This window comes from Simplicispira sp. (assembly GCF_028687295.1).
Lineage (GTDB): Bacteria > Pseudomonadota > Gammaproteobacteria > Burkholderiales > Burkholderiaceae_C > Simplicispira > Simplicispira metamorpha.
Genome location: NZ_JAQUAL010000087.1, coordinates 1 through 11,731, shown reverse-complemented (window position 1 = coordinate 11,731; position 11,731 = coordinate 1). Strand labels below are relative to the sequence as shown.

The 11,731-nt window shown below is 63.5% G+C and carries 11 protein-coding genes; 5 read left to right on the top strand and 6 right to left on the bottom strand.

The window, feature by feature from the left end; genetic code table 11:
- From PHX69_RS10645 to PHX69_RS10635, 3 genes are all read left to right on the top strand, one after another.
- Positions 1 to 2,022 (top strand): methyl-accepting chemotaxis protein (locus PHX69_RS10645; RefSeq protein ID WP_353852412.1); only part of this gene is annotated, 2,022 nt, incomplete at its 5' end.
- A 75-nt stretch (positions 2,023 to 2,097) separates the two neighbouring features.
- Complete coding sequence (gene rraA, locus PHX69_RS10640) at positions 2,098 to 2,607, top strand: ribonuclease E activity regulator RraA (RefSeq protein WP_288043678.1); 510 nt, start codon at positions 2,098 to 2,100, stop codon at positions 2,605 to 2,607.
- 21 nt (positions 2,608 to 2,628) lie between these two features.
- The gene (locus PHX69_RS10635) at positions 2,629 to 3,444 is read left to right on the top strand and encodes an alpha/beta fold hydrolase (RefSeq protein ID WP_288043677.1); all 816 of its coding nucleotides are present in this window, start codon (positions 2,629 to 2,631) and stop codon (positions 3,442 to 3,444) included.
- A 57-nt stretch (positions 3,445 to 3,501) separates the two neighbouring features.
- Here the strand turns inward: PHX69_RS10635 and PHX69_RS10630 are convergent, their stop codons facing one another.
- The 3 genes from PHX69_RS10630 to PHX69_RS10620 are packed head-to-tail and all read right to left on the bottom strand — an operon-like array spanning position 3,502 to position 6,491.
- Positions 3,502 to 4,764 (bottom strand): CaiB/BaiF CoA transferase family protein, encoded by a 1,263-nt coding sequence (locus PHX69_RS10630; RefSeq protein WP_288043676.1) that lies wholly within the window; start codon positions 4,762 to 4,764, stop codon positions 3,502 to 3,504.
- A complete protein-coding gene (locus PHX69_RS10625; protein WP_119014210.1) occupies positions 4,748 to 5,278 on the bottom strand; it encodes a hypothetical protein in 531 nt (176 codons plus the stop codon). Before PHX69_RS10625 ends, PHX69_RS10630 begins: the two co-directional genes overlap by 17 nt.
- Positions 5,279 to 5,294: 16 nt before the next feature.
- Entirely contained in the window at positions 5,295 to 6,491 is a 1,197-nt protein-coding gene (locus PHX69_RS10620) for an acyl-CoA dehydrogenase (protein ID WP_119014211.1), read from the bottom strand.
- Between the two features lie 190 nt (positions 6,492 to 6,681).
- Here PHX69_RS10620 and PHX69_RS10615 point away from each other — a divergent pair, with 190 nt between their 5' ends.
- Together PHX69_RS10615 and PHX69_RS10610 are read left to right on the top strand one after the other, a co-directional pair.
- The gene (locus tag PHX69_RS10615) at positions 6,682 to 7,614 is read left to right on the top strand and encodes a LysR family transcriptional regulator (RefSeq protein WP_288043675.1); all 933 of its coding nucleotides are present in this window, start codon (positions 6,682 to 6,684) and stop codon (positions 7,612 to 7,614) included.
- 101 nt (positions 7,615 to 7,715) lie between these two features.
- The gene (locus PHX69_RS10610) at positions 7,716 to 7,925 is read left to right on the top strand and encodes a hypothetical protein (protein ID WP_119014213.1); all 210 of its coding nucleotides are present in this window, start codon (positions 7,716 to 7,718) and stop codon (positions 7,923 to 7,925) included.
- A 949-nt stretch (positions 7,926 to 8,874) separates the two neighbouring features.
- On the opposite strand, the gene PHX69_RS10605 is transcribed toward PHX69_RS10610, so the two are convergent.
- The 3 genes from PHX69_RS10605 to PHX69_RS10595 form a co-directional block, all read right to left on the bottom strand.
- Positions 8,875 to 10,143, bottom strand: a complete 1,269-nt coding sequence (locus PHX69_RS10605) for a HipA domain-containing protein (RefSeq protein WP_288043674.1) — start codon at positions 10,141 to 10,143, stop codon at positions 8,875 to 8,877.
- A complete protein-coding gene (locus PHX69_RS10600) occupies positions 10,140 to 10,409 on the bottom strand; it encodes a helix-turn-helix domain-containing protein (RefSeq protein ID WP_288043673.1) in 270 nt (89 codons plus the stop codon). The genes PHX69_RS10605 and PHX69_RS10600 overlap by 4 nt, the downstream gene beginning before the upstream one ends.
- Before the next feature lie 973 nt (positions 10,410 to 11,382).
- A complete protein-coding gene (locus PHX69_RS10595; RefSeq protein WP_288043672.1) occupies positions 11,383 to 11,538 on the bottom strand; it encodes a hypothetical protein in 156 nt (51 codons plus the stop codon).
- Positions 11,539 to 11,731 lie beyond the last annotated feature (193 nt).

Sequence of the window (11,731 nt, the reverse complement as noted above, 5' to 3'; positions counted from 1 at the left end):
CCCATCGCTCACGCAGCACAGCGCGCCGACAACAGCGGCTTTTTTGAATACCACGGCATCTGGGCGCCCGGCGTGCGGGCCTTTCGCAACCTGCGTTTCAACACCAAGGCGGCCATCATCTCGATGGCCTTCATGCTGCCCATGCTGGTGCTGGTGGGCTGGCTGCTGAAAACCGAACTCGACAGCGCCATGCAGTCGCGCATGGACGCCACGCGCCAGCATGTGGAAATCGGCCACGGCATCCTGGTCTGGGCCCATGCGCAAGAAACCAGCGGCAAACTGCCGCGCGAGCAGGCGCAGCAACTGGCGCGCGAAGCCATCGCCAAGCTGCGCTACGACAAGCAAGAGTATTTCTGGATCAACGACATGCAGCCACGCGTGGTCATGCACCCCACGCGCCCGGAGCTGGATGGCAAAGACGTCAGCGACTTCAAAGACCCCAACGGCCTGGCGTTGTTCAAGGCTTTTGTGAATACCGTGCGCCAGCAGGGAAAAGGCTTTGTCAACTACCAGTGGCCCAAGCCCGGCAAAGACACCCCCGTGGACAAAATCTCTTACGTGCAGGGCTTTGAGCCTTGGGGCTGGGTGATTGGCACGGGCATCTACGTCGATGAGGTACACAACGCTTTCATGCACCAGTTGCGCATTGCTGGCATGGGCGTGCTGTTTACCCTGCTGGTGGGTGGCTACCTGTTTTTGAGCTTTTACCGCGTGATGGACGGCGGCCTGAAAGAAACGCGCCGCCACCTGCGCGCCATGACCTCGGGCGACCTGACCACATCGCCCTCGCCCTGGGGCCACGACGAAGCGGCCCAGCTGATGACCGAACTGCGCGCCATGCAAGAGGCGCTGCGCACCATGGTGCTGCGGGTGCGCCACTCCAGCGATGAAATCGTGCACTCGGCCAGCGAAATCGCCAGCGGCGCACTGGACTTGTCGCGGCGCACCGAGCACACGGCCAGCAACCTGGAAGAGTCGGCCGCCTCGATGGAAGAAATTACCGCCACTGTCCAGAGCGGTTCGGAGCACACCCAAGAAGCGTCGCGGATGGCCAGCCACAACGCCGAAGTGGCCAGCGATGGCGGGCGCGTCATGCGCGAAGTGGTGGAAACCATGGAGGGCATCCGTGCCTCTTCGGCCCAGATCAGCGACATCATCGCCACCATTGACGGCATTGCTTTCCAGACCAACATCCTGGCGCTCAACGCGGCCGTCGAGGCTGCCCGCGCGGGTGAACAGGGCAGGGGCTTTGCCGTGGTGGCCTCCGAGGTGCGCAGCCTGGCCGGGCGCAGCGCCGCAGCCGCCAAAGAAATCAAAACACTGATCGACAGCAGTGTGCGGCAGGTGGAAACGGGCACGGGCATCGTGCGCAAAGCGGGCACGACCATCGAAGACATCGTGGCCTCGTCGCAACGCGTGAACGAACTGCTCAGCGAAGTAGCCACCGGTGCGCGCGAGCAAAACCAGGGCATCAGCCAGATTGGCGAGGCCGTGCAAGAACTCGACCGCATGACGCAGCAAAACGCCGCGCTGGTCGAAGAAACCGCCGCCGCCGCATCGGCCATGCAAAACCAGGCCAACCACCTGGCCGAAGAAGTGGCGCGCTTCAAGCTGCCCGCGGGCTCACGCCTGGCCCTGCAAGACAGTGCAGCACAAAGCGCTCCCGGTGCCGACTTTGACTTCGACAAAGCCATCGAAGCGCACCGCCAGTGGAAAGTGAAGCTGCGCTCGGCCATCGCCCAGCACGAAAAGCTCGATGCCGACACCATTTGCCGCGACGACCGCTGCCCGCTGGGCCAGTGGCTGCACGGCAGCGGCGGCCAGCGCTGGGGCACGCGCCCGTTGTTCACACAGCTGCTGGCCAAGCACGCGGATTTCCACCAATCGGCCGGCTCGGTGGCGCGCAAAATCAACGCAGGCCAATACGCCGATGCCGAAAAGCTGATCGGCTCGGGTTCGCACTTCTCCGATATTTCACTGGAAGTGACCACACTGCTGAGCACCGCCAAGCGCGGGCTGTAACACCCGAGAGTTTCGACCCCCGCCACGGTGCTGCCCACCCAGGGCAGCGCTTTGTGATTTCCTGAGGACTGCCCCATGACCACCACCCCTTCCCCCGCTTTCAGCACCTGTGATTTTTGCGACACGTTCAAGAACGATGCCAGCGGCGCCTTCCGCGTATTGCCCCCGGTATGGCGGGACTTTGGCGGCATCAGCACCTTCAGCGGCCCGGTCAGCACCGTGCAGTGCTTTGAAGACAACTCGCTGGTCAAGGCCGCCGTCGATTCGCCCGGCCTGGGACGCGTGCTGGTGGTCGATGGCGGCGGCTCGCTGCGCCGGGCACTGGTAGGCGGCAACCTGGCCGCAGCGGCCGCGCGCAATGGCTGGGCCGGGCTGGTGGTGGACGGCTGCGTGCGTGACGTGGCCGAGCTGGCTGCCAGCGCTGTCGGCATCCGCGCCCTGGCGGCCATGCCCCTGCCCACCGAAAAACGCGGCCAGGGCCAGCGCGACAGCGCCGTGCAAATCCAGGGCGTGTGGGTACGCCCGGGCGACTGGCTGTATGCCGACGCCGACGGCATCGTCGTCAGCAGCACGGCTCTGCGCTGAAACACGCACAGGCATCGCACCATGACCACCACGCTGGTTTTTTCGCACGGCAACAGCTTTCCGGCGGGCACCTACCGGCTGCTGCTGGAGCAACTGCGCACGCGCGGTTTTGACGTCTGCGCTGTAGACCGCTTTGGCCACGACCCGCGCTACCCGGTCAGCAACAACTGGCCGCACCTGGTGCAGCAACTGGCCGACTTTGCGGCACAGCAGGTGCAGCGCACAGGTGCGCCGGTGTACCTGGTGGGGCACTCGCTGGGCGGTTTTTTGAGCCTGATGGCTGCGGCCCAGCACCCGGCGCTGGCGCGCGGCGTGCTGATGCTGGATTCACCCCTCATCAGCGGCTGGCGCGCCACCACGGTGGACATGGCCAAGCGCACGCGCGTGGTGGGCGCCGTCTCACCGGGGCGCATCAGCCGCCAGCGGCGCACCAGCTGGGCCAACCCCGCCGAAGCACTGGCGCACTTTGCCCAGAAAAAAGCCTTTGCCCGCTGGCACCCCGAGATGCTGCAAGACTACGTCACCCACGGCCTGCACGATGACGGCACGGGGCGCTACACCCTGGCGTTTGACCGGGACGTGGAAACCGCCATCTACAACACCCTGCCGCACAACCTGGGCCCGCTGCTGCGCAAACACCCGTTGCGCTGCCCGGCGGCGTTCATCGGCGGGCGTGCATCGGTAGAAATGCGCCATGTGGGCATGGCCCTGACGCAGCGGGTGACAGCGGGACGCATCATGATGCTCGACGGCGGCCATCTGTTTCCGATGGAGCAACCCGTGGCCACAGCAGCGGCCATGGAGGCATCGCTGCTCAACCTGGCCACGCTGGGTTAAGGCACGCCCAGGGCCTGCCAGACGCGCATGCTGCGCCGGTTTGCGCTGCGTGTGCGCTTACAGCACGCCGCTCGCCCGCAGGGCCGCAATGTGCGCAGCGTCCAGCCCCAGTTCGCGCAGCACCTCATCGGTGTGCTGGCCCAAAGCGGGTGGCGCGTAGCGCAGCACCGGTGGCGTGGCCGACAGGCGCAGCGGGCTGGCCACGCCCGCAATGCGGGCCACACCATCGCCTACCTCGCCTGCGGGCCAGCGCGGCTGCTCCACGCGCAGGCCACGGGCCTGCACCTGGGCGTCATCAAACGCCTGGGCAATGTCGTTGATCGGGCCGCAGGGCACAGCCTTGTCTTCCAGCAGGGCAATCCAGTCGGCGGTGGTGCGCGTGCGCGTGACAGCTTCCATCGCCGGAATCAGCACGGCGCGGTGCTTGACACGCAGGGTATTGGTGGCAAAGCGCTCGTCCTGCGCCCACTGCAGCTGGCCTGCCGCCGCACAAAAACGCGCGAACTGGCCGTCGTTGCCAATCGCCAGCAGCATGGCGCCATCCAGCGTGGGAAAGTCCTGGTAGGGCGCCAGACTCGGGTGGCTATTGCCCTGGCGTGTGGGCGCCTGGCCCGTCGCCAGAAAACCCGCCGCCTGGTTGGCCAGAATGGCCATGCCCACGTCCAGCAGCGCCATGTCGATGTGCTGGCCCTGGCCGGTGCTGTGGCGCACATTCAGCGCTGCCAGGATGGCGCTGCTGGCATAGACACCCGTGAACAGATCAATCAGCGCCACGCCCACGCGCAGCCCGCCGCCGCCGGGTTCACTGTCGGGGCGGCCCGTGATGCTCATCATGCCGGTCATGGCCTGCACCATCAGGTCGTAGCCCGCGCGCTCGGCGTAGGGGCCGTCCTGGCCAAAGCCGGTGACTGAGCAATAAATCAGGCGCGGGTTGAGCGCGCGCAGGCTCTCGTGGTCCAGACCGTACTGGGCCAGGCCACCGACCTTGAAGTTCTCCACCACCACGTCTGCTTGCAGCGCCATCTGGCGGATGAGCTGCTGGCCGTCTTCCGTGGCCATATCGATGGTGACGGAGCGCTTGTTGCGGTTGCAGGCGGTGAAGTAGCTGGCCTGGGTGGTGTCGTTGCCGTTCTCGTCTTTCAAGAAGGGCGGGCCCCAATGGCGCGTGTCATCGCCTGCGCCGGGGCGCTCAATCTTGACCACATCAGCGCCCAGGTCAGCCAGGATTTGCGTACACCAAGGGCCCGCCAGCACGCGCGACAGGTCCAGCACCTTCAGCCCCGCCAGTGCGCCGGGGGTGGTTTCAGGGAATGGCGTCATAGTCAAAATCTTCCTCGGGAATGGCGTTGGCGGGCAGGTTGAGCAGCGCGCTGCCCGTGCAGGTGCGTTGGCTGATCAGCTTGCCGCCCTGGCGCACGACCAGGCCCGTGCTGGACTGGGGCGCGTTGCCTTTGCCATCAAAGCGGGTGCGCACGGTGCGTTCGTACAGGATGTAGTCGGTGTTGCCGTTGCGAAAACGCAGGCGCGATTCGCCGCCGCCAGAAAAACCGGTGGCGCTGGCAAAGAAATGGCCCGCAACCGCACTGGGGCGGCTGGGGTATTGCAGCTCCACCTGGGCGGGGCTGCCAAAGCGGTATTGCAGTGTGCCTTTGCCCGGCGCCAGGTCGGGCGAAGCACAGACCGAGGCCGTTTTGCCCCGGCTGTGGCAGTTGAACACGGCCACTTCCGGGGCGCTGCACAGCGTGGCTGGCGCCTGGGCGTGGGCGGCAGTGGCCGCCAGCGCGCCCAGGGCACAGGCCCAACCGGCGCGCAGCAGGGTGCGGATCGGGGGCATGGGCCGGGCCTGCGGGTCAGTTGGCGAAAGCGGCCATGCCCGTTTGCGCACGGCCCAGGATGAGCGCGTGTACGTCGTGCGTGCCTTCGTAGGTGTTGACCACCTCCAGGTTCACCAGGTGGCGGGCCACGCCGAACTCGTCGGAGATGCCGTTGCCTCCCATCATGTCGCGCGCCATGCGGGCGATGTCCAGCGATTTGCCACAGCTGTTGCGCTTGATGAGCGAGGTGATCTCGACCACGTTCTGGTGCTCATCCTTGAGGCGGCCCACGCGCAGGCAGCTTTGCAGGCCCAGGGCGATTTCGGTTTGCATGTCGGCCAGCTTTTTCTGGATGAGCTGGTTGGCGGCCAGGGGGCGGCCAAACTGCTTGCGGTCCATGGTGTATTGGCGTGCGGTGTGCCAGCAGAACTCGGCGGCGCCCAGGGCGCCCCAGGCGATGCCGTAGCGCGCGCTGTTCAGGCAGGTGAAGGGGCCTTTCAGGCCCTGCACTTCAGGGAAGGCGTTTTCTTCGGGCACGAACACGCTGTCCATCACGATCTCGCCGGTGATGCTGGCGCGCAGGCCCACCTTGCCGTGGATGGCCGGGGCAGACAGGCCCTTCATGCCCTTTTCCAGCACAAAACCCCGGATGGGGCCGACAGCGCCGCCCTCGGACACTTCTTTGGCCCAGACCACGAACACATCGGCCACGGGGCTGTTGGTGATCCACATCTTGGCGCCCGAGAGCTGGTAGCCGCCCGCCACTTTCTGCGCGCGCGTGACCATGCTGCCGGGGTCAGAGCCGTGGTCGGGCTCGGTCAGGCCAAAGCAGCCAATCCACTCACCGCTGGCCAGCTTGGGCAGGTATTTTTGCTTTTGTGCTTCGGAACCGAACTCAAAAATCGGCACCATCACCAGCGAACTTTGCACGCTGGCCATAGAGCGGTAGCCCGAATCGACGCGCTCGATCTCGCGGGCAATCAGGCCGTAGCTGACGTAGTTCAGGCCGGGGCCGCCGTACTGCTCAGGGATGGTCGGGCCCAGCAGGCCCAGCTCTCCCATCTCACGGAAGATGGTGGTGTCCATCTTCTCGTGGCGAAAAGCCTCCAGCACGCGCGGGGCCAGCTTGTCCTGGCAGTAAGCAGCGGCGGCCTCGCGCACCATGCGCTCTTCGTCGGTCAGTTGCTGGTCGAGCAAAAAGGGGTCGTCCCATTGGAAAGCAGAGCGGGCCATGGTGTGGTCTCCTGAAGAAAGTTGCAATGTAATGTGCCTAAAACGCATGAATATCAGGCTGGCCGCGATGGTAGCGCGCGTATTCATTGCCTTGCAAGCGATGATGCTGCATTCAGATATGAATATTTGTCATTTATGAAGAAAGTTGCTGCCACAATGCAGCCTGACCGTCTGTTGTTGCCACCACGCCATGCGCCGCACCCTGCCCTCCACCCAAGCCCTGGCCTGCTTTGAAGCCGCCGCCCGCCACGAGAGCTACACGCGCGCCGCGCAAGAGCTGTCGCTGACGCAAAGCGCGGTGTCGCGGCAAATTCTGGCGCTGGAGGATTTTTTGGGCGTGGCGCTGTTCCGGCGCACCCGCCACGGCGTGGCGCTCACGCCCGCTGGCGCGCACTACGCCCGCCAAGTGGGCCAGCGCTTACAGGCCCTGGAGCGCGATACGCTGGACGTGATGGCCCACCAGGGCCACGGCGGCGCGCTGGCGCTGGCGGCGGTGCCCACCTTTGCCACGCGCTGGCTCATCCCGCGCCTGCCGCAGCTGGCCCAGCAGCACCCGGACATCGTGGTGCACATCGAAACGCGCACCCGGCCCTTTTTGTTTGCCGACACCGGTTTTGACGCCGCCCTGTACGCAGGCACCCCCGAGCAGGTGGCGCAGTGGCCCGGCACCCAGGCGCAGTGGCTGATGCACGAAGATGTGGTGCCCGTATGCAGCCCGCGCCTGCTCGAAGCTGCTGTGCAGCGCGGCCTGGGGCGCGCCTACCAGCCGGTGGCTGCGCAGGTGCTGGCCCAATTGCCGCTGCTACAGCAAAGCACCCGCCCCTACGGCTGGCGCCAGTGGTTCGATGCCATGGGCGTACACGCGCCCCACGCCCTGGACGGCCCGCGCTACGAGCTGTTCTCCATGATTGCCGTGGCCGCCACACACGGTCTGGGCGTGGCGCTGATGCCGCCCTTGCTGATCGAGGCCGAGCTGGCCCGGGGCGATCTGGTGGTGGCCTGCACCCAGCCCCTGCGCGGCGAACGCGGCTACTACCTCATCACTCCAGCGCAGGCGCCGTCACCCGTTCTGGCCGCATTCAGGGCGTGGCTGGTCAGCGTGGCAGCGCCCGCACAGTCGTGAGAGGCACTGGTGCGGCCGCATGAGGGGTCGGCCCCTTGCGCTGCGCTGCAATTGCAGCACGCTGGAGTAGCGAGATGCACCCCCTTTTTCAGGAGACTGCCATGAGCCAATACCACGCCCCCCAGTTCGATCCCACCGTGGATGAACTCGAAACCCTCAAGCAACTGGAGATGGGCCAGACCATCACCACACCCGATGCCCTCAAAGAGCACCTGTCGGGCCGCCTCTACGAGCGCGGCTTCATTGCCAAAGACGCTGCGGGCCACCTCACCATCACCCCCAGTGGCCGCGCGCTGATCAAAAGGCAATAAAGACCTGCGCCCCGGAGCCCCCGCACGTGCCTGGGCGGTGGCAAACGGTGCTGGGCCGGAATCGAATTTCCCTCTGTAGACAAGGTATAAACTGGAAAAGTACCAACAAAAAGAAAAGTGACCCCCTTGTAGGCGTGGTGCAACATATTCCGGGCAGGCTGGCGCTGGTCGAGGTGGTGGGCACCATACCGTGTGCATTCGCGGTGAAGTCCAAGAGGGTGGCGTTTTGCCGCATGCACCCCGTCAACCTGGGCGATGGGTCAGATTTGAAATCCAGCCCCTTACCATTGAGGGCTGAAAGTTCAGCCGTGGTGCCAGCATTTGCCAGCAGCACGGTGAATGGGCAGTGGTCGGTATCGATGGCTCAGTTTTGAGCTGTCGTCCGAAACCCGTGGGCAGGCGCACCCACTTGGATTTCAAATCTGGTTGGATCTCGCGCGCACGCGCGTACTGTTCCGAAAACCCGGGGTGCGCAGTGGGCAGCAATGCTCGCTTGAACCATGACTTTTGATAACAGGCGGTGGCAACCATTGGCAACTTCATGCAGCCCTCGCGCGCACGCGCGTATTGGTTCCGAAAACTCGGGGCAGCCTTGTGCGGCTGGGGCTCTACGAAATTTCCGTAAGGCTGGCCGGTGGGGTGGTGTTTCTGCACCCCATAGCAAGGTGGCGGTGGTTCGGCGGTGGGGCCACCAAAAGCAGGCAAATCCCGGTTTGCCCCCCTGCGGACGAAAAGGTGCAGCCACCAGCGTGGCCCACCAAAATCAACCGGCTCAGTTTTCAGTCGGTCGGCTGCGCGGACTGCTCCATGTGGGACTCACCCCCCCCATCGTCCGGGCCGATGTTGCTTTTGCTCCCCCTGTTTTGGATTTGAATCTTAGCCCTCGTGGGCATACTCGCCATGATGAGCAGAGAAGAACGAGGCAGACAGGCGAAGTTGCTACCGTGCATCACATGGCTCCTAACATGGACATCACATTACCCTGATGGAGCTTGAACACCTCGGTCATTTTTTCCAATACGGCACGTTCGGCATCGCTGGGCTTGTTCTGCTTGTCGATGCGCGCGCGTACCTTGTCCCAAGCCGGGATAAAGTCCTCAGCCATGGCTCGCAATTCCATCAGCGTCTCTTTGAGGGCAAAGCCGCAGTCTTGGCAAAAGGCTTCCCAGGAGTGCAAGCCCACGGCGTCGAACGTCTCTTCGTCGCCAATAAAAAGCGCCAGTCCTGTGTCACCATAGGCGCGCACGCAGACCAGATCGTAGAAGGGCGCCAGCCGGTAGCCAGGCCGCCCGCCGTCGATCAGCACCGAGATATTTTTTGCGTGGGCGTCGGCATTGCCGATAAGGTAGTTGAACATCACCCAGCGCTGAAAGGCCAGCATGTCCTTGCCGCGCACTCCCAGCGCGCGCAGTGCGTTTGCCAGCTTGGCCAGACTGACAAGCGCGCCGGTGCGCTCATACTTCCAGCCTGAACCATGCCCCAGCAACTGGCAGCCATCGATCTGGTGCAAGCTCACGATGTCGCCATGCGCAGGCACTTCGCGGTCATAGCGCTCAATTACATACGCGGCTTCGGGCACGCGCAGCAGCCATACCTTGGGCACCGGTAGCTTGAGGGCACGCGCCAGCTCCATGCAGGCAAACTCGTTGATGGCGCTCGGCGCATAGCGTGCCTGGCGGATGTCGGGCTTGAGGATGTGGGTGGTGGGTGATTGCCCCACGCTGTCCCAGAACCTTCTGGTCCGGCTGTCAAAGCGCAGGCCGACCTTGTCTTGTGCCCCGGCCAGCGACATGGTGGCCTGCGCATTCGCCATCAGCAGCGGTACCTGTTCGCGCTGCGTGATGCGCTGGCTGAGTGCCTCGTGCGTGAGCAGCTCATAGGCTTGCTGCTGCGCGCGCACCTGGTTCTCGGGCAACAGGCTGAGCACGCCTGGAAGTTCCTTGCCCAAAGTGCCCAGCACATCGAAGGGCGAGGCATCGCGCAGATGAATGGCGGCCAGCACATCCTCCAGCACCTGGCCCTCGGGCAGCAGGTTCTCGAAGAAGTTCCGCACCAGCACGCCCTTGAATCGTTGCGACTCCAGTGCAAACTGCGGCGCCAGCACATAGCCGCCGGGCTGCTCCAGCCATTGCCGGTCGTACTCGAAGAAGAATTCGCCCGCCTCATGGCCGAACCAGCCCATTGGCCGCGCATTGGCCCACACGCGCAGGCGGATCATGCGGGGCCTGACCCTTCAGCGGCAGCCGCCTGGGTCGCCTGTTGCTCGTCGGACCAGCCTTCAGCTTGCAGGCTCAGGCCCAGGCCACGCATCAGCAGGAGTAGTTTGCCTAACGAGCAACGTGCGGGATTGCTTTCCGCATCACGGATGAACGAGGTGCTGACATTACACACCGCCGCAGCCTGCTCGCGCGAGAGCTTCTGACGCTTGCGCTCAGTCATCAGTTGACTGGCCAAAGTGGCAAGTGATTCGCTAGTGATATTCATAAAGGTGTTCTTTTAGGAACATTTTTGGAGGTTTCCGTGTGATTATCCAGAAGATTGTTCTTGTGGGAACAGATTTTGCGCGATGCTATCGAGCACATGTTCAGTTTGGCTCCTTGGTTAAAATTAACGCTCTTACCGGGTCAATTCAATCAGAAATTGTTCAAAAACCCCAATTTTTGATCTTATGAGAACACATAAGTTTGATGCCAATTGGGAGGTTTCCTCATGCTGTCCCCTTGCATTGCAAATGCTTGGGGCTGTGGGTGGTGAATCTCCCCCTCATAGGCAGGTTGGGTATCTATGCGGTAGGTCATGGATCAAAAGCTACCCATCTTCATCATGGATATGGTTGTCGTGCGCGGTGCACTGATCGGCCTGCCAGGCACAACCGCCAGCGCGGTCCAGCCCCCGCAAACGCCCGATTTCTTGTTTACCCCGCTGTTTACCAGCACCTTGTTTACGCGCTAACCACGGCGCTAACCTGCCAGCGCTAACCTGCGCCAGCGCCCCCGATTCCGTGCGTACCAGCTTGCGTACCACCTCTTTGCGTACCGCCCAAGATGTAAAGTTTTGACAGGTTCACACACCGCTTTCCGTGCGCACCAGACTGCGCACCGCATCCTTGTGCACCGGCCAGCAAAGTACGCTTTTGCTGTTACAGCAGGCGTTACAGCGGCTGTAACGTGCTCTCCAAAAAGTGCGGTTTCGCCGTCAACCGGCCTGTCAACCAGGGTCGTCAACCCGTCCAGAAAAGTGCGCTTTCGTTGGTAACCGGCCTGGTAACCATGCGCTGGTAACCATCCAGCAAATGCCTGATTCCTTGGATACCAGCGTGGATACCGCCGATGGAATGTAGGGTTTTGTTGGGGGAAATTCCCGCCACAAAGCAAAAACCCGGCGCAGTGGCCGGGCTGGTGTTACGTCTCTTTGTGGTTTTGTTGCGGAATCGGTGGCTCAAAACTAAGCCGTGCGCCTACTTCCCCGCACCAAAGGCCAGGGCCACCCCGGCCAGCAGCTTGGACAGCGCCAGCGTTTCCCGTGGCGTCAGGGTGGTCACGCTGGTGGCGCGGTTTGGTGCGATGTTTTCGGCAGAATTTGCACCCTTCTCGAATTCGTCGCTCTGGCGCAAAGAAAAAGGGTAAGCCGCGCAACCATGCGTTTTCTCGTTGCGCGACAATCAATTGCCCGTTTCTGGTTCTAGTACTACAGCCGTAGATTTTCTTCAGGAGGAATGCATCCCCGACGCCGGTAGTGGAACAGCTGCGCCCGTCGTTGATGTCGCCTGCGCCAGGCAGACCAGCGCAGGATATGGTCTGCGCCGT

Coding starts and splice junctions, on each gene's coding strand:
- rraA (WP_288043678.1), top strand. CDS start 2,098: ATGACCACCACCCCTTCCCCCGCTTTCAGCACCTGTGATTTTTGCGAC.
- PHX69_RS10635 (WP_288043677.1), top strand. CDS start 2,629: ATGACCACCACGCTGGTTTTTTCGCACGGCAACAGCTTTCCGGCGGGC.
- PHX69_RS10630 (WP_288043676.1), bottom strand. CDS start 4,764: ATGACGCCATTCCCTGAAACCACCCCCGGCGCACTGGCGGGGCTGAAG.
- PHX69_RS10625 (WP_119014210.1), bottom strand. CDS start 5,278: ATGCCCCCGATCCGCACCCTGCTGCGCGCCGGTTGGGCCTGTGCCCTG.
- PHX69_RS10620 (WP_119014211.1), bottom strand. CDS start 6,491: ATGGCCCGCTCTGCTTTCCAATGGGACGACCCCTTTTTGCTCGACCAG.
- PHX69_RS10615 (WP_288043675.1), top strand. CDS start 6,682: ATGCGCCGCACCCTGCCCTCCACCCAAGCCCTGGCCTGCTTTGAAGCC.
- PHX69_RS10610 (WP_119014213.1), top strand. CDS start 7,716: ATGAGCCAATACCACGCCCCCCAGTTCGATCCCACCGTGGATGAACTC.
- PHX69_RS10605 (WP_288043674.1), bottom strand. CDS start 10,143: ATGATCCGCCTGCGCGTGTGGGCCAATGCGCGGCCAATGGGCTGGTTC.
- PHX69_RS10600 (WP_288043673.1), bottom strand. CDS start 10,409: ATGAATATCACTAGCGAATCACTTGCCACTTTGGCCAGTCAACTGATG.